This window comes from Burkholderia sp. THE68 (assembly GCF_009938265.1).
GTDB lineage: Bacteria > Pseudomonadota > Gammaproteobacteria > Burkholderiales > Burkholderiaceae > Caballeronia.
In genome coordinates this window covers 1,000,544-1,017,091 of record NZ_AP022316.1, presented here as the reverse complement: position 1 = coordinate 1,017,091, position 16,548 = coordinate 1,000,544, and the positions used below count along the sequence as shown (strand labels likewise).

Below are 16,548 nucleotides of genomic sequence, written 5' to 3'. Positions count from 1 at the left end.
TAGAGCATGCGATGACTGAAGCGTACTGTGTTCCGAATTGAACGCGGCGCACAGAAAAAGCGAAATCGGAGGGATACAGTTGCGGCGTTTTGCCCTAGACTGCAACTCACGTCCGAAACCACCGGAAAGCGCCCGTTGAACCTCTACGAAAAACTCGCCGATGAAATCGCGGAAGCCGTGCGCCGCGGCGTGTTCGCGCCGGGCGAAAAGATCGCGTCCGTGCGGCAGGCGAGCCAGCAGCACGGCGTGAGCATCAAGACCGTGCTGCATGCGTACGCGATTCTGGAAAGCCGCGGCATTCTGGAAACGCGTCCGCAATCAGGTTATTTCGTGCGCGCGAAGCCGCAAATGAGCGCGGCGCGCACTCAGCCGAAGCGCGTGATCGCGACCGCCTCGGAGGTCGATGTGAGCCGGCTCGTGCTCTCGACCTTGCGCAGTATCGGCGCGCACGATGCCGTGCCGTTCGGCTCGCCGTATCCCGATCCCGGGCCGTTCCCGTGGCGGCGCATCAACCAGTACGCGAACGCGATCGCGCGGCGGCATGCGAGCTGGAACCTCATCGACGATCTGCCGCCGGGCAATCCGGAACTGATCCGCCAGATCGCGCGGCGCTACGCGGAGAACGGCGTGCCGGTCGATCCCGAGGAGATCGTGATTACCGTCGGCGCGACCGAGGCAATCAACCTGAGCCTGCAAGCGGTCGCGAAGCCGGGCGACACGGTCGCGGTCGAATCGCCGACGTACTACGCGATGCTGCATGCGATCGAGCGTCTCGGCATGCGCGCGATCGAGGTGCCGACGCATCCGGCCGAGGGCATCGACATCGAGGCGCTCGCGCAGATCATCGCGCGCAGGAAGATCGCCGCGTGCATGGTGATGCCGAACTTCCAGAATCCGCTCGGCTTCCAGATGCCGGATGAGCGCAAGCGGCAACTCGTCGAGCTGTTGTCCGCGCATGAGATACCGGTCATCGAGAACGATGTCTATCACGAGTTGTATTACGGCGATGCGCGTCCGTCGGCGCTCAAGAACTTCGACACGAAAGGGCTGGTGCTGCATTGCGCATCGTTCTCGAAGAGTCTGACGGCGTCGTACCGTATCGGCTGGGCGATGCCGGGGCGGTATCGGGCGCAGGTCGAAAAGCTCAAGTTCCTTAACACGCTGACGACGCCGTCGGTGCCGCAGGTCGCGATCGCCGATTATCTGCGGCAGGACGGCTACGACCGGCATCTGCGGCGCGTGCGGAAGCTGTATCGGCAGCAGTCGCGGATCATGAGCGCGATGGTCGAGCGGTTTTTCCCGGCGGGCACGCGTACGTCGGCGCCGCAGGGCGGTTACGTGTTGTGGGTGGAGTTGCCGGAACGCGTCGATTCGATGCGGCTGTATCGCGCGGCGCTCGAAAGCGGCATTACGGTCGGGCCGGGCCATATGTTCTCGACGCGCAATGCCTTCAGCCACTTTATCCGGCTCAATTACAGTTATCCGTGGACCGCGCAGAGCGAGACCGCGTTGCAGCGGCTCGGCGAACTCGTCGGCGAGTTTGGCCACGGCAAGGGAGATCGCGCATGAGTGATGACATCGATCCGGCACTCGTCGCCGTGCTGGCGCAGCTCTGGCGCGCGCGGACGGAAACGCCCGGGCGCGCGTGGTCGCTCGCGAAGCTGGCGAAACAGTCCGATCTGCCGATGAGCGCGTTGCGACGGCAATTGACCGGATTGGCCGATAGCGGGCTTATCGAGATGCAGATGAACGAAGAAGGGACAGGAAGCGCGTGGTTGACGGAGGAAGGGGTGAGGCTGTGTCGGGCGGTGTTCGGGGAGGGTTCGTGAACGGGTCGCAAATCGAATGGCCTCGTCATTCGACAGATCTGGGTGCATCATAGGTGGCCACTTAGCCTTACTGCTCAGCCCTTGGACATCCACATCACCCTGCTCGGCCGCCGCGACCTTACCGGCCAGATCTACGGCCAGCTTCGCGCGGGCATCATCGAAGGGCGGCTCGCCGCGAACGCGCGCCTTCCTTCCACGCGCGATCTCGCCGTGCAACTCGGCGTCTCGCGCAAGACCACGCTCGAAGTCTTCGAACGCCTCATCGCGGAAGGCTTTCTGCGCACGCGCGCGGGCGACGGCACCTTCGTCGCGGAAGGGCTCACGCGCCTGCCGTCCGCGCAACCCGAACCTGTTGCGTCGGCCCGCGCCCGCGCGACCGGCATCTGGCGCAATATGCCCGAACGCATGTCGATGCCCATGCCGCCCGCCCGCGAAACGCTCGACTGCGATTTCAAGGGCGGCGTGACCGACAAATCCCTCTTTCCCCACGACGTCTGGCGACGCTGTATGAATCACGCATTGCGCGCGCAGGCGCGCTCGAGCGGCGGCGTCGCGGGGTATCGCGATCCGGGTGGCGAGCAGGAATTGCGGCTCGGCATCGCGCGTTATCTCGCGTTCAGCCGCGCGGTCGTGTGCAACTGGCAGGACGTGCTCGTGACGCAGGGCGCGCAACAGGCGCTCGATCTGCTCGCGCGCGTCACACTCCAGCCAGGCGATGTCGTCGCGGTCGAGGAGCCGGGCTATCCGCCCGCGCGAGCGATCTTCGCGGCGCTCGGCGCGCGCATCGCACATGTGCCGGTGGACGGCGAAGGTCTCATCGTCGGGAAGCTGCCGCGCAACACGCGGCTCGTCTACGTGACGCCGTCGCATCAGTTTCCGCTCGGCATGCCCATGAGCCTCGACCGGCGCGTCGAACTGCTCGAATGGGCGGCGAAGCGCGGCGCGATGATCGTCGAGGATGACTACGACGGCGAATTCCGCTTCGAAGGCCGGCCGGTGGAATCGCTCAAGAGTCTGGATCGCGCCGGGCTGGTCGCGTATGTCGGCACGTTTTCAAAGACGCTCTTTCCCGATCTGCGGCTCGGCTACGTGGTGCCACCGGCGACGCTGTCCGGGCCGCTCTGGAACGCCAAGCAGATCGGCGACTGGCACAGTTGCATGCTGACGCAGACGGCGCTCGGCGCGTTCATGCTCGACGGCGAATACGCGAAGCATCTGCGCCGCATGCACAAGGCGTATGCGGAACGTCGCGCGATACTGATCGGGCATCTGAGAGGCGAACTCGCGCCCTGGTTCGAGCCGCTGCCCGCGACGGCGGGAATCCATCTGGTGGCGCGGCTCGCGGAACCGTTGCGGGAAGAAGCGGTGGTCGCGGCGGCGCGCGCCGTGTCGGTCGGGCTGTATGGAATCGGCGCGCTCTACGCGGGCGCGCCGGCGCAGCAGGGCGTGCTGTTCGGCTACGGCGGAACGAACGCCGCCGCGGTCGAGCGCGGCATGACGCGCCTCGCCGCGCTCATGCCGACGCTCGCCCGCTAGCCTTCGACGATCACTGATCGCACAACAGCAGCAGCTTTTCCTGCGCGCTGCAACTTGCTTTCTTCGGCTTTTGCGCGGCCGGGTCCTGGTCACGCGTGGCGACTCTGCGCGTCGGGTTCTGCGACTGCTCGGCCGCCGCCGTGCGCTGCGCGATGCACGCGCGCAAGTGCTTTTCCATCGGCGGATAGTATTTCCAGCCGCGCGTGAGCGGCGGCAGTTCCAGATGCACCTGCTTCCACTTCGGATGGCCGTTGGCCTGCAGCGTGTCGAAGTTCGTGCACAGTGAATCGGCGAACTTCGACAGCGCGCCGACCGTGCCGCGCAAGCCGTAATCGTAGGTCACGAGGAACGCCTTCACCGTGAGCGTCGGGGTGTCTTCCTGAATCCAGTTCGGATAGCTCGTCGTGCGGATCGTCGCGGGGAAATAGGTCTGCTTCGCGCGCGCGGTTTCCTGCGCGCTCGAATCGAGGCGCAGCAGCTTGATCTGCTTCAGCAACTCGGGATTCATGTCCTGGAAGAGTTTCGCCGGCTGGCCCGCGACGATCACCGCCACGTCGATCTTGCCGACGATCAGCCGCGCGAGCGAATCCTCGTTGTTGAGGTGCTGCTCGTTCGCATCGGCGATCGGCTCGCCGAACATCAGCCGATACAGCGTCTCCGCCGATTGCGCCGTGCCGCTGCCGATCGGCCCGACGCTGATGTTCTTGCCCTTGATCTCGTGGATGTATTTCATCGGCGAATCCGCGCGCGTGACGAAGTAAATTTCCTCGTCGTAGAGCGGCATGATGAGCCGCAGCGGCTTGATGATCTTGCCCGCCTCCGCGTTGCCCGAGGTCGCCATGTCCATGTACGCCTGATACACGTCCGACTGCACCAGCGCGAACTTCACGCCGGGTTCGTAGCGCATGCGCTGCACGTTCTCCGCCGACCCCTTCGACGGCAGCACTTCCAGCTCGATCCCCGCCGGCTCGGCCACGTACTTCGACAAGTCCTGGCCGATCTGGATATACGTGCCGCGCTCCTGGCCCGTCGTGATCTTGTAGGGCACGGGATCGGCGGCGAAACTCGCTCCTGCGCCGATCAGCCCGGCGATGGCAAGAAGTGCCAGCGCGCCCCGTGCGGCGTTGCGCATGCTTTTTGTGGTGAACATGATTGACCCTTTGATCGGAGTTGGACGGGTGCTTTTGAAACTCGCGCGATGCGAAGGTCGATTCGCGGCGCGCGCAATCTGCTCATGCGCTGTCACTCACATGCGGCCCGACGCGAAGATGCGTGATGGCGTGTGTGCCGTGCGTCGTGGTTGTCTCTGCGTGTTCTTGTGCTTTTTTCAGCGCGACGGCTTGGGCGTCGAGTCGCCGCTCCAGCCGTATTGCTTGATGGCGCGCTCGAGTTCCTCTGACTTGTCCGAATCCATGTGCGCGCCCGCCGGCATGGTGGCGAACTGCGGCGACGCCGTGGTGGCGGCCGCCGACTGTGTGCTGCGCTGCGCGACCGGTTGCGTGCTGGCCGCCGCGGGCGGACGCGGCACGGCGGCCTGCGTCGTCGCGGTGGATGGTGCCGTCGTCGAACTGCTCTGGCTGCCCGATTGCGGCGGCCGCGGCACGGTGGCGCGCGCGCCCGGCTGCGGCGGGTCCTCGCCGAGGTAATACGGGCCGCGCGCGTTGGCCGGGCGCGTGGTCTGCTGCTGCTGCGGCTCGTCGCCGAGATAGTAGGGCGCGCGCGGGCTCGCGGCACGCGGATTCGCGGCGGCGGCAGGCTGCTGTTCTTCGTCGCCGAGATAGTAGGGCGTGCGTGCCGCCTGCGTGACCGGAGGCGCGCTGGGCTTCGCCGCTGGCTGCTGCGCCGCTGACGACGGCGCGGCAGCGGCTTGTCGAGGCGCCTGCGCGGGCGCGGGCGTCGTCATCGTGGTGGCGACGGTAGGTGCGGCGGGCGGCGTGATGGTCGCCGCGGTGATCGCGTTGGTCGCCGCCTGGCCGCGTGCGAACTTCTCCGCGCGCGCTTCGAGGGCGGCGGCTTCATCGTCGGCCTGCCGCGCGGCGGCGCTGCGCTGCGCCGGACGCCGCTCCGTCGGCGGCTTCTGCGCGAGGACATTCGGCTTGGCGGACGCTGCAACGTTTGCCTGCGCGGGCAGCGGCGCGGGCGCGCTGGCGCTGGGTTTGGCCGCCGCGATTGCCGCCGTGTCGGCAGGCTTCGACGCGGTGGCAGCCACAGCCGCCGAAGGCGTCGTGCTGGGCACCTTTTTCGCAAGCGCCGCCGATGCCGTCGGAGCGAGCCAGCCCGCGTGCGAGATCACGCGTTCGAGCATGGCTTGCGATTCGATGTTGCTGCCGTCGAGCGCGAGCGCCTCACCCGCGTTCTGCTGCACGCAGGCCCACGCGGACGTGCGTTCGCAGGCGCGCGCGAGTTGCAGCGCCGCGTCGCGCTGGGATTCGCGCTTGACGAGTTCGTCCTTCAGCGTTTCATATTCCGCGCGGCCTTGCTGCTGCGTCGGAAAAACTCTCAGCCGCGCGCGGGCGGTGGCGAGATCGTGGTCGTCGAGCGCGGCGCGCACGCCTTGCAGCGGATCGCCGGATGCGAGCGGACGGGTATCGGCGGGCACGCGCCGCTCCGCGACGGCCGGTGCGGCGGGCGCGGCGGGCGTGTCGGTCGCGCCGCGGATCAGCGAACCGACTTTCGAATCGATGACGCCGGAGACACTGTGATCGGCGGAAGGCGTCCCGCCGCCCTCGGAATCGCCGAGCTGGTAATAGAACGCCGCGCCCAGCAGCAGCACGAGCGCACATGCGCCCGCGATGACGGTCTTCTTCTGATTCCAGCGCTCGGAGCCGGGCAGGGCGTCGGCATCGTTGCTGGATTCGGCGTAGGCGTTGCGCGCGGCTTCTTCTGCGCGCCGTGCGCGGTATTCCGCGGCTTTCTGGGCGATGCGCTCGCTCGCGCGCTCCGTCCAGCGCGAGCGCATGCCCGGCTCGACGCGCTCGGACGGCTTGCCGCGCGCGCCCATCGACCCGGAGGAAGGCGATGCAGAAGCCGAAGCCGCCGCCGATGCGAGCGGCGCGGCTTCTTCGAACACGTTCGTGCGCGGCTTGCCCGAGGCGGTTTCGCGCTGCTGGCCGAATGCTGCGTTGCGATCGGCGCCGCAATTGGGGCAACTGTCGGCGTTTTTGCGCATCGTGCTGCCGCACCGCTGGCAGACGACGGAGAACATGGATGCGGGAAACGTCAGACGCGTGGTCATGCTGGAGCCCTCGAAGGACATGTGCGTGAGGTTGCCAAATTCGCGTGGCCGCCAATGCGCGCCGAGTCGTCGCGCCTGTACGCGGAAGCTCGGTTCCGCGACAGCAATCCTTCGTCATCCTTCCCCGCGCACGCTGCGCAGTCGGGGAGCGACATTTCGACTATGGTTCAAGCGCTATCGGACGTCAATTGCCTTTCGCACCTACTTCCGGGCCACTTTCAGGCGTATTTTAAGCGGCTACACCAAAGCGTTTCGCTGTGCCGCGCATGGCCCTGATGTCGATGTGAAAGCGTCGGATCGATGCGCGTACGGTTCCGGACCGGCGCGCGCAGAGCGCCACGCTTCTCTCGCTCACGATATTTCTGACATTTTGGGATGTCGCCGGCGGTTTTGAACCGCCAATCCTTAGCCGTTAACCGACAAGGGCGCGCAATGGCCGGATAACCCACTGATGCCAAAGCGTTTACGCTCCACGCCGAAGCGTTGTTACGCGCCCACGTCGGGGGTGCGTAAACACGGATTGGCCAGTCGGCGAACACTTCGCGGCCGGATTGTTAAGGTTTCCGAATCTTTGTCCGCAAAACGAAAGGGCCGCGACGCGTGTTTCGCGTCGCGGCCGGGATCGGACTCGGAGAGACCTTAGCTGGCCAGTTGCAGCTTGCCGTCGATACGGCGGTTCAGACCGAGCGGATTGTCCGTCTTCAGCGCATCGGGCAGAAGTGCGTCAGGCAGATCCTGATAGCTGACCGGGCGCAGGAAGCGGTTGATCGCCAGGCTGCCGACCGACGTCGAGCGGCCATCCGCCGTCGACGGGAACGGGCCGCCGTGCACCATCGCGTGGCCGACTTCCACGCCCGTGCCGAAGCCGTTCACCAGCAGACGGCCGGTGCGGCGCTCGAGCGCGGGCAGGATGCGCTTCGCTTCGGCGTAATCCGCTTCGTCGATGTGCAGCGCCGAGGTCAGCTGGCCTTCCAGCGATTCGACCAGCGCGAGCAGCGTCGCGAGGTCCGGGCAACGCACGACGAGCGACGACGCGCCGAAAATCTCTTCCTGCAGCGCGTGGCTCTTGCGGAACGCGTCGGCGGTGGTGACGAACAGCGCCGACTGGCCCTGGTTTTCGCCCTTCGGCTCGACGCCGCGCGCGGCGGTCGTCACGCCGGCATGCTCGCCGGCGCGCGCCACGGCGCTCTGATACGTCTTGCAGATGCCCGGCGTGAGCATGGTCTGCGCGGCAGTTTCATTCAGCGCCGCCGACGCGGCTGCGATGAACTTGTCGAGATCCGGGCCGTCGACGGCGAGCACCAGACCCGGATTCGTGCAGAACTGGCCTGCGCCGAGCACGAGCGAGCCCACGAACGCCTTGGCGATGGCTTCGCCACGGTTCGCGAGCGCCGCCGGGAACAGCAGAACCGGGTTGATGCTGCTCATTTCCGCGTAGACGGGGATCGGCTCGGTACGCGCCGCCGCGAGCTGCATCAGCGCCGTGCCGCCGCCGCGCGAGCCGGTGAAGCCGGCCGCCTTGATGCGGTTGTCCTTGACCAGACCCTGGCCGACGTCGCGGCCGCTGTCGAACAGCAGCGAGAACGTGCCTTCGGGCATGCCGCAGTCCTTCACGGCCTTCTGCACCGCGCGGCCGACCAGTTCCGCCGTGCCCGGGTGCGCCGAGTGCGCCTTGACGATGACCGGGCAGCCGGCGGCGAGCGCCGAAGCCGTGTCGCCGCCCGCGACCGAGAACGCGAGCGGGAAGTTGCTCGCGCCGAACACGGCGACCGGACCGACGCCGATATGGCGCAGGCGCAGATCGACGCGCGGCAGCGGCTTGCGCTCGGGCTGCGCCGGATCGATACGCACGCCGAGGAAGTCGCCATTGCGGACCACGTCGGCGAACATGCGCAACTGGCCGACCGTGCGGCCGCGCTCGCCTTCGAGACGCGCGCGCGGCAGGCCGCTTTCGATCATGCAGCGCTCGATCAGGTCATCGCCGATATCGAGGATGTTCTGCGCAATCGTTTCGAGGAACTTCGCGCGCGCCTCGGGCGCGGTTTCGCGATAGACGTCGAACGCGGTCCACGCGAGCGCGCACGCGCGGTCGAGGTCGGCGAGCGTCGCGCCGCCGAAAGCCGGTTCGATGGCCGCGCCGGTCGACGCGTTGACGGCCTTGATCGAGCCGTTCGAACCGAAGACCGATTCCTGACCGATGAGCAGGTTGCCAGTGAGTTGCATGTTGTCTCGTCCTTGCTTGAATTGATTCGCGGCAGCCAGTTGTACGATGACTGCATCATGCCCGACTATACGGCTTCGCGCGGGCGGCTGTATAGTGAAACCTTTCCATCGCTTGATCGCTTTTTGGAATCACCCCGCGCTTTCCCGCAGGCTGAGGCATGAAGAACACGCTCGACGTACTGATGTCGCGGCTGCGCATGAAGCAGCTGCAATTGCTGATCTCGCTGGACGATCATAAATCGCTGCACAAGGCCTCGAGCGCGATGGCGATGACGCAATCGGCCGCCAGCAAGGCGCTCGCCGAACTCGAATCGATGCTGGAGGCGCCGCTGTTCGAGCGCGCGAAAAGCGGACTGATCCCGAATCCGTTCGGCCGCTGCGTCGTGCGCTACGCGCGCGTGCTGGCCGCCGATCTGAGCGCGCTGTGTCAGGAAGTCGCGCAGATTCGCGCGGGCACGGGCGGGCGGCTCACGGTCGGCACGATCATGGGCGCGGTGCCGGCCGTCGTCGCGCCGATCGTCAACGACATGCACGCGAAGCATCCGGATCTGGCCATCGAGATCATCGAGGATACGAGCGCGCGCATGCTGCCGATGCTCGACGACGGCCGCGTCGATCTCGTGATCGGCCGCTCGAGCGTGTCGGATCAGCCGTCGAAATATCACTATCAGCCGCTCGCGGACGAGCCGCTGTGCATCGTCGTCGGTCCGGCGCACGAGCGCACGGGCGCGCGGGAAGTGGGGTTCGCGGACCTCGCGCCGTATCGCTGGGTGACCTACCCGAGCTACATGCCGATGAGCGCGCTGCTCGAACGCGAACTCGATCTCGCCGGCCTGCCGATGCCCGCCAATCCGATCTCCACCGCTTCGCCGCTCATGACGGTGACGCTGCTGCAGGAAAGCCCGCAGCTCGTGTCGATTCTGCCGGCGAGCGTCGCGCGCGTGTTCGAGCGCTACGGCATGCTGCGGATCCTGCCGGTGCGGATGAAATCGAAATCGCAGACCTACGGCGTCGTCACGCGCAAGGGCGGGGCGCTCTCGCAGGCCGCGCGGCAGTTCGTGCAGATGCTGCGCGAACAGAGCCGGCCGCATTGACCTTCAACGACGTTCAGCGCGTCGCGACGATGAAGATGCGCGGGAAGGGCAGTAGCGCGGTGCCGTCGTCGAATACCGTGTAGGCGGCTTTCAGCCCGTCGCGATAGCGTTCGAGATACGCGGTCTTTTCATCGGCGTCGAGCGGCGCGAGGAACGGCCGCAGCCCGCTGCCCTTGAACCATTCGATGATCGCATCGACGCCGCCTTCGAGCGGATGATGGTACGTCGTGCGCCACACATCGACGCTCGCGCACAGCGGCGCAAGCAGCGCGTAATACGCCTCTGCGCGATAACGCGCCGTGCGCTCCACGCCCTTCAGCCTGTCGCGCCACGGGCCGTCGGCGGCGATTTCGCGCATCAGCCGATGCGCGGGTTCGTCGAGATTGTCCGGCATCTGCACGGCGAGCCGTCCGCCTTGCGAGAGCTTGCGAACCAGCGACGGCAACAGCGTCTCGTGATCGGGCACCCACTGCAGCGACGCGTTCGCGAGGATCAGATCGAACGGGCCTTCGTCCGCCCACGCGGAAATGTCGGCGAGTTCGAAATCGACGCCCGGCAGGCGTTTTCTTGCCGCATCGATCATGTCGGCGGAATTGTCGACCCCGATGACGCGCGCGTGCGGTGCAAAGTCGAGCAGCGTTTCGGTTGAATTGGCGGGGCCGCAGCCGAGGTCGATCGCGGTGCGCGCGGTCGCGGCCTGCGCCGCGTTCAGCAGATCGCGCACGGGCCGCGTACGCTGCGCTTCGAACAGCGTGTATTGGCGGGCTTGCCAGTCGGTCGATTGTGTCGTCATGTCGGACTCCAGTCGATGTTTCGTGTTGGGGACAGCCGCGATTCTGGACCCGCGCGTGCTCAGCGTAAAATGAATTTATGCTGCGGATTATTTGGTTTTTCTTATGAAAATCGACACGCTGGGTGTGCAGGCTTTCGTCGCCATCGCCGATCAGGGCAGCTTCCGGGGCGCGGCCGAGCGCCTCAACATCACGCAGACCGCGATCACCCAGCGCCTGCAGAAGCTCGAGGAGTTCCTCGGCGTGCCGCTGATCGAGCGCACCACGCGATCGATGAATCTGACCGAAACCGGGCGCACGTTCCTGCCGCAAGCGCGGCGTCTGCTGGCGGAACTGTCTGCCGCGCTGGTCGAGATTCGCGAGACCGGCATGGCGCAGCGCGGCGACGTCTCGATCGCGTGCGTGCCGACCGTCGGCGTGCAATATCTGCCGCGCGTTCTACAGGCGTACTCCGCGCGCTACCCGCATAACCGCATCCGGATTCTCGATCACGCGTCGTCGGCGGTCGCGCAGGCGGTGCTGCATCGGGAGGTGGAATTCGGCATCAAGATCGCCGGCGAGCATCATCCGGAACTGCACACCGAGCCGCTCGTCGACGACAGCTACGTGCTCGTCTGCCATCGCGATCATCCGCTCGCGAAACGCAGACGGATCGCGTGGCGCGCGCTGTCGGAGCATGCGCTGATTCTCGCGGGCGACGTGAGCGGCAACCGCGCCCTGATCGATGCCGCGCTGGAGGGCAGCGGCATCCGCTTGCATTCGTTCTACGAAGTCCAGCGCAGTTCGACCGCGCTCGGGCTCGTGGCGCAGCGCGTCGGCGCGGCGGTCGTGCCGGCGCTCGCGATTCAGAAGGACGCGTATCCGACCGTGCGGGCGATCGAGCTCGTCGAGCCGACGGTCACGCGCTCGCTCGTGCTCGTGACGCGCAAGACGGCGTCGCTGTCGCCGGCAGCGCAGGCGCTCTACGCCATGCTGATGAAACCGTCCGATGGCATTTGAAGGAAGTACTGAATCCAGGTCGCGGAAAGGTCCAAGGGAAAACTCGGGTATGGCACTTTGATGCGAGCATCGCGCCTATACTGGCGAAGCGATCGCGGGCGGCTCCGGCCACCGGGGCAATGCTTTCGACTGCATATCACCGTCACCACACGCGCCGCGGTCCGGCGCGTTCAGCAAATCGGGACTTCGTAGATGAGCGACACGTCAGTCGGCGGCTTGAAGGGTCTCGTGGCCGCGCTGCGCGAGCAACAACCCGCGCTCACCGAGCGATGGATGAAGCTCGTGTTCGGCGATCAGGAAGTCGAACATTCCGATCAACTCACCTATCGACAGCTCGCGGATCATCTGCCGAGCATTTTCGAAGAGATCTGCATCGTGCTGGAATCGCGCAATCTGCGCGACCAGGAAGGCGCGATCGAGCGCGACGCGCGTCAGCACGGGCAATGGCGCTGGCAGCAGGGTTATCGTGTCGACGAACTGGTGCGCGAGCTCGATCTGTTCCGTCAGGTGCTGCTGCTCGCAATCGGCGAGTACGCGAGCACGCACGAGGATTTTTCCCGCGCCGACGAGGAGCACGCCCGCCTCATGACCGACGAAGTGGTGAGCTTCGTAACCCTCGCGTCGATTCGCGAGGCGATCGGCGAGCGCGATCGCAAGATCGACGAATACACCGGCATGCTGGAGCGCGCGAACTACGAGCTGACACTGCGCCAGAAGCTCATTAGCGATCTTTACGAAACGCGCATGCAGATCACGCGGCGCGTCGCCCACGATCTGCGCAATTTCCTCAATGTATTCTCGACGGCGCTGCAACTCGCCACGCGCTCGCCCGCGAAGCGCGACACGGCGCTCGGTCTCGCGAACCGGCAAGTCGCCGATATGGCGACGCTCGTCGATGAAATGGTCGAATACTCGAAAGTGCTCGGCGACGATTCGCTGCTGGTCGTCGAGCCATTCGATCTCGTCGGACTCTTCGACGAACTGATGCAGGCGTGCCGTATCTCGACCGAAGCGAAGGGATTGAAGCTCGTCGGGCATTTCGATCCGGCGCTCGGCGCGGTGACGTCGAGCCGGCTGAAGGTGAAACAGGTGGCGCTGAATCTGCTGTCGAACGCGATCAAGTACACGACCTCGGGCGAGATCGTCCTCGCCATTACCGCCGCGCCCGACGCGTGCTGGAAATTACGCGTCGCCGATACGGGCGTGGGCATCGGCGCGGCGGATCAGGAACGCGTGTTCGAGGAGTTCGAGCGCGCCGCCGATGACGACATCCCCGGCGTGGGGCTCGGACTCGCGATCGTCAAGGAATTGTCTCGCACGCTGGAAGGGGACTTGCGGTTCCAGTCGTCGAAAGGGCACGGCAGCGTGTTCGAAGTGACGTTCCCGATGGTGCTGGAACCGAAGGCGGCGCAAGGCCAGTAAAGAAAAAAAGGCGAACGGGTCGCCCCGTCCGCCTTCCGGTCACTACGACCCCCGAGCTACGCTCAGGCCGTCGCTTCTTCTTCGACCACTGCTTCGTCTTCCACCGACGCCCGGATCAGATGATCGAACGCCGAGAGTGATGCCTTCGCGCCTTCGCCGACCGCGATCACGATCTGCTTGTAGGGCACCGTCGTCACGTCGCCCGCCGCGAACACGCCCGGCAAGGACGTCGCGCCGCGCGCATCGACCACGATTTCGCCGTGCTTCGACAATTCCACCGTGCCCTTCAGCCATTCGGTGTTCGGCACGAGGCCGATCTGCACGAACACGCCTTCCAGTTCGACATGGTGACTCGCGCCCGTCGCGCGGTCCGTGTACGTGATGCCATTGACCTTCTTGCCGTCGCCGGTGACTTCGGTCGTCTGCGCCTCTGTGACGATGGTCACGTTCACGAGGCTGCGCAGCTTCTTCTGCAGCACCGCGTCGGCGCGCAGTTCGTTGCCGAATTCGATCAGCGTCACCGCTGAGACGAGGCCCGCGAGATCGATCGCCGCTTCCACGCCCGAATTGCCGCCGCCGATCACCGCGACGCGCTTGCCCTTGAAGAGCGGCCCGTCGCAGTGCGGGCAGTACGCCACGCCGCGGCCGCGATACTCACGCTCGCCCGGCACGTTGATTTCGCGCCAGCGCGCGCCGGTCGACAGAATCACGGTCTTCGCCTTCAGCACCGCGCCGCTCGCCAGATGAATCTCGTTGATGCGGCCCGGCACGAGCTTCTCGGCGCGCTGCACGTCCATCACGTCGACTTCATAGCTTTTCACGTGCTGTTCCAGCGCCGTCGCGAACTTCGGTCCCTCGGTTTCCTGCACGGAGACGAAGTTTTCGATCGCCATCGTGTCGAGCACCTGGCCGCCGAAGCGCTCGGCGACGACGCCCGTCGCGATGCCCTTGCGAGCCGAATAGATCGCCGCAGCCGCGCCAGCCGGACCGCCGCCGACGATCAGCGTGTCGAACACCGGCTTGTTTTCAAGTTCCTTCGCGGCGCGCGCCGATGCGCCCGTGTCCAGCTTCGCCAGGATTTCCTTTACGCCAATGCGACCCGAGCCGAAGCTCTCGCCGTTGATGAACATCATCGGCACGGACATCACCTGACGGTCTTCCACTTCCTTCTGGAACAACGCGCCGTCGATCGCGACGTGTCTGATGCGCGGATTGATGATCGCCATCACGTTCAGCGCCTGCACGACTTCCGGGCAGTTCTGGCACGACAGCGAGAAATACGTCTCGAATGCGAAGTCGCCGTCGAGGTTGCGGATCTGCTCGATGGTGGCGTCGTCGAGCTTGATCGGATGGCCGCCCGTCTGCAACAGCGCAAGGACGAGCGACGTGAATTCATGGCCCATCGGGATGCCGGCGAACTGGATGCCCGCGCTCTTGCCCGCCTCGCCGATGGTGAAGGAAGGACGACGCACGCTGGCGTCCTCTTTCTCGACGACGCTGATCTGATGCGACAGCGAGGCGATCTCGTCGAGCAGGCTTTTCAGCTCGCGCGACTTGTCACCGTCGTCGAGGAAGGCGACGAGTTCGATCGGCCGGGTGACTTTTTCCAAATACGCTTTTAACTGATTCTTGAGATTGGCGTCGAGCATGGCGATGTCCGTTCCTTGACTTGGGTAGTGCAGACGCGCTTCACCGCGGCGCTGCGAAGCTCGCAGCGCCGGACGAAGGCGTCTTTTGGGGTGAACCCGCCGCTGAATCGCGGCAGGTTCGATGCAGCGCTCGTGACGAGGCTTAGATCTTGCCGATCAGGTCGAGCGACGGGGTCAGCGTTTCAGCGCCCGGCGTCCACTTGGCGGGGCACACTTGACCCGGGTGCTTGGCGATGTATTGCGCTGCCTGAACCTTGCGGAGCAGTTCGCCGGCGTCACGGCCGATGCCGTTGTCGTGGATTTCGCACAGCTTGATCTGGCCTTCCGGATTGATCACGAACGTGCCGCGCAGCGCCAGGCCTTCTTCCTCGATCAGCACGTCGAAAGCGCGCGAGATGGCGAGCGTCGGGTCGGCGATCATCGGGTACTTGATCTTCTGGATCGTGTCCGACGTGTCGTGCCAGGCCTTGTGCGTGAAGTGCGTGTCGGTCGACACCGAGTAGATTTCCACGCCGAGCTTCTTGAATTCGTCGTAACGGTCAGCCAGGTCGCCCAATTCGGTCGGGCACACGAACGTGAAGTCGGCCGGGTAGAACACGAACACCGACCACTTGCCCTTCAGGCTTTCATCGGTGACGGTCTGGAAGTCGCCATTGTGGTAGGCGGTTGCTTTGAACGGCTTGACTTGACTGTTGATGATGGGCATTACCAGATTCCTCTTTGGAGTGGTGTTGAAGAAGTACGTGAACTATACAGGAAAGCTATCACACTTGCGAAGTGGATTGATTTTATTGTCGAGATAGCGATGGCCTATCGGCCCGATATTTTCTCGTTTTCCCGCATCCACACGCTGCTCTAAAAGACATGGTGACTTACATCTTCATTTCAACGGAGATGGCATGAAATTCGGAATTTCCGGAGCCGGGCTTGACGGGTTCGATAAGCGGAACGTCCGTACGGGAAAGCGCGAGAAGCGGCGCGCGCCGTGCGACAATCTGCAAACTTTCCCGATGAGCCTTAACATGACGGACCGGGCTGGCGCGATGGGCGTGATTCATCGAGTCATCGTCCGCCGTCGTGGACTCGCAGATTGATCTATGAAAACCGCTTCTCCCCCGCAGGACGTGCAGAACCCGCAACACCGCTTCGGCGAGTGCGATGAGTGCGCGGATGTCGAACTCGTCGCGACCGCCACGATTCCGACCCGCTACGGCACCTTCGATTCCTACGTTTATCGCGTGAAGCACACGGACGTCGAGCACATCGCTTTCGTGATGGGCGACGTGAGCAACGGCGACTCGGTGCTGACGCGCCTGCATTCCGAATGCGTGACGGGCGATGTCTTCGGCTCCTACCGCTGCGATTGCGGCGAGCAGCTCGATCTGGCGCTGCGCTATATCGCCGCGGAGGATCGCGGCATTCTGCTGTATCTGCGCGGGCATGAAGGGCGCGGCATCGGCCTTGCCAACAAGATCCGGGCGTATGCGCTGCAGGAACAGGGACTCGATACCGTCGATGCGAACCTGCATCTCGGCCTGCCCGACGACGCGCGCGAATACGACTCCGCCGCCGCGATCCTGCGCTCGATGAACGTGAAGTCGGTGCGTCTGATGAGCAACAATCCGTCGAAGTTCGACACGCTGCTCAAGCACGATATTCCCGTGTGCGAACGCGTCGCGCTCGCCATTCCGATGCGCGAGGAAAACGAGCGTTACATCAAGACGAAGCAGGCGCGCTTCGGGCATTACTTCGACGAGAACGAATAAGACC

14 protein-coding genes are annotated in these 16,548 nt (G+C 65.2%); 8 read left to right on the top strand and 6 right to left on the bottom strand.

Annotated elements, in window-relative coordinates; all coding sequences use genetic code 11:
• Window positions 1-135: 135 nt before the first annotated feature.
• The 3 genes from BTHE68_RS18280 (at window position 136) to pdxR (ending at window position 3,365) form a co-directional block, all read left to right on the top strand.
• Complete coding sequence (locus BTHE68_RS18280) at window positions 136-1,569, top strand: aminotransferase-like domain-containing protein (protein WP_162067686.1); 1,434 nt, start codon at window positions 136-138, stop codon at window positions 1,567-1,569.
• Window positions 1,566-1,829, top strand: coding sequence for a helix-turn-helix domain-containing protein (locus BTHE68_RS18275; RefSeq protein ID WP_162067685.1), 264 nt, complete (start codon window positions 1,566-1,568; stop codon window positions 1,827-1,829). The genes BTHE68_RS18280 and BTHE68_RS18275 overlap by 4 nt, the downstream gene beginning before the upstream one ends.
• 81 nt (window positions 1,830-1,910) lie before the next feature.
• Window positions 1,911-3,365 (top strand): MocR-like pyridoxine biosynthesis transcription factor PdxR, encoded by a 1,455-nt coding sequence (pdxR, locus tag BTHE68_RS18270; RefSeq protein ID WP_162067684.1) that lies wholly within the window; start codon window positions 1,911-1,913, stop codon window positions 3,363-3,365.
• 10 nt (window positions 3,366-3,375) lie between these two features.
• Here pdxR and BTHE68_RS18265 read toward each other — a convergent pair whose 3' ends face one another.
• The 3 genes from BTHE68_RS18265 to BTHE68_RS18255 all read right to left on the bottom strand — a co-directional run bounded on the left by BTHE68_RS18265 (window position 3,376) and on the right by BTHE68_RS18255 (window position 8,823).
• A complete protein-coding gene (locus BTHE68_RS18265; RefSeq protein ID WP_162067683.1) occupies window positions 3,376-4,515 on the bottom strand; it encodes a TAXI family TRAP transporter solute-binding subunit in 1,140 nt (379 codons plus the stop codon).
• Between the two features lie 177 nt (window positions 4,516-4,692).
• Window positions 4,693-6,600: a zinc ribbon domain-containing protein gene (locus BTHE68_RS18260; protein ID WP_162067682.1), complete on the bottom strand. Its 1,908-nt coding sequence runs from the start codon at window positions 6,598-6,600 to the stop codon at window positions 4,693-4,695.
• A gap of 639 nt (window positions 6,601-7,239) precedes the next feature.
• Entirely contained in the window at window positions 7,240-8,823 is a 1,584-nt protein-coding gene (locus BTHE68_RS18255; protein ID WP_162067681.1) for an aldehyde dehydrogenase (NADP(+)), read from the bottom strand.
• A 158-nt stretch (window positions 8,824-8,981) separates the two neighbouring features.
• Here BTHE68_RS18255 and BTHE68_RS18250 point away from each other — a divergent pair, with 158 nt between their 5' ends.
• Window positions 8,982-9,917: a LysR family transcriptional regulator gene (locus tag BTHE68_RS18250; protein ID WP_162067680.1), complete on the top strand. Its 936-nt coding sequence runs from the start codon at window positions 8,982-8,984 to the stop codon at window positions 9,915-9,917.
• 13 nt (window positions 9,918-9,930) lie between these two features.
• Here the strand turns inward: BTHE68_RS18250 and tam are convergent, their stop codons facing one another.
• Window positions 9,931-10,710 carry a trans-aconitate 2-methyltransferase gene (gene tam, locus BTHE68_RS18245; RefSeq protein WP_162067679.1) on the bottom strand — a complete coding sequence of 260 codons (780 nt, stop codon included), beginning with the start codon at window positions 10,708-10,710 and terminating at the stop codon, window positions 9,931-9,933.
• A 103-nt stretch (window positions 10,711-10,813) separates the two neighbouring features.
• Here tam and BTHE68_RS18240 point away from each other — a divergent pair, with 103 nt between their 5' ends.
• Complete coding sequence (locus tag BTHE68_RS18240; RefSeq protein ID WP_162067678.1) at window positions 10,814-11,707, top strand: LysR family transcriptional regulator; 894 nt, start codon at window positions 10,814-10,816, stop codon at window positions 11,705-11,707.
• Window positions 11,708-11,899: 192 nt separating this feature from the next.
• The gene (locus BTHE68_RS18235; protein WP_162067677.1) at window positions 11,900-13,129 is read left to right on the top strand and encodes a sensor histidine kinase; all 1,230 of its coding nucleotides are present in this window, start codon (window positions 11,900-11,902) and stop codon (window positions 13,127-13,129) included.
• A 62-nt stretch (window positions 13,130-13,191) separates the two neighbouring features.
• Here BTHE68_RS18235 and ahpF read toward each other — a convergent pair whose 3' ends face one another.
• Both ahpF and ahpC read right to left on the bottom strand, forming a co-directional pair.
• Complete coding sequence (ahpF, locus tag BTHE68_RS18230) at window positions 13,192-14,778, bottom strand: alkyl hydroperoxide reductase subunit F (RefSeq protein WP_162067676.1); 1,587 nt, start codon at window positions 14,776-14,778, stop codon at window positions 13,192-13,194.
• Window positions 14,779-14,920: 142 nt separating this feature from the next.
• Window positions 14,921-15,484, bottom strand: a complete 564-nt coding sequence (gene ahpC / locus BTHE68_RS18225) for an alkyl hydroperoxide reductase subunit C (protein WP_061175309.1) — start codon at window positions 15,482-15,484, stop codon at window positions 14,921-14,923.
• A 193-nt stretch (window positions 15,485-15,677) separates the two neighbouring features.
• Here ahpC and BTHE68_RS18220 point away from each other — a divergent pair, with 193 nt between their 5' ends.
• Entirely contained in the window at window positions 15,678-15,872 is a 195-nt protein-coding gene (locus tag BTHE68_RS18220; protein WP_162067675.1) for a hypothetical protein, read from the top strand.
• A gap of 3 nt (window positions 15,873-15,875) precedes the next feature.
• The gene (gene ribA, locus BTHE68_RS18215) at window positions 15,876-16,544 is read left to right on the top strand and encodes a GTP cyclohydrolase II (protein WP_162067674.1); all 669 of its coding nucleotides are present in this window, start codon (window positions 15,876-15,878) and stop codon (window positions 16,542-16,544) included.
• Window positions 16,545-16,548: the final 4 nt, after the last annotated feature.

Coding starts and splice junctions, on each gene's coding strand:
- BTHE68_RS18275 (WP_162067685.1), top strand. CDS start 1,566: ATGAGTGATGACATCGATCCGGCACTCGTCGCCGTGCTGGCGCAGCTC.
- BTHE68_RS18265 (WP_162067683.1), bottom strand. CDS start 4,515: ATGTTCACCACAAAAAGCATGCGCAACGCCGCACGGGGCGCGCTGGCA.
- BTHE68_RS18260 (WP_162067682.1), bottom strand. CDS start 6,600: ATGACCACGCGTCTGACGTTTCCCGCATCCATGTTCTCCGTCGTCTGC.
- BTHE68_RS18255 (WP_162067681.1), bottom strand. CDS start 8,823: ATGCAACTCACTGGCAACCTGCTCATCGGTCAGGAATCGGTCTTCGGT.
- BTHE68_RS18250 (WP_162067680.1), top strand. CDS start 8,982: ATGAAGAACACGCTCGACGTACTGATGTCGCGGCTGCGCATGAAGCAG.
- tam (WP_162067679.1), bottom strand. CDS start 10,710: ATGACGACACAATCGACCGACTGGCAAGCCCGCCAATACACGCTGTTC.
- BTHE68_RS18240 (WP_162067678.1), top strand. CDS start 10,814: ATGAAAATCGACACGCTGGGTGTGCAGGCTTTCGTCGCCATCGCCGAT.
- BTHE68_RS18235 (WP_162067677.1), top strand. CDS start 11,900: ATGAGCGACACGTCAGTCGGCGGCTTGAAGGGTCTCGTGGCCGCGCTG.
- ahpF (WP_162067676.1), bottom strand. CDS start 14,778: ATGCTCGACGCCAATCTCAAGAATCAGTTAAAAGCGTATTTGGAAAAA.
- ahpC (WP_061175309.1), bottom strand. CDS start 15,484: ATGCCCATCATCAACAGTCAAGTCAAGCCGTTCAAAGCAACCGCCTAC.
- BTHE68_RS18220 (WP_162067675.1), top strand. CDS start 15,678: ATGAAATTCGGAATTTCCGGAGCCGGGCTTGACGGGTTCGATAAGCGG.
- ribA (WP_162067674.1), top strand. CDS start 15,876: ATGAAAACCGCTTCTCCCCCGCAGGACGTGCAGAACCCGCAACACCGC.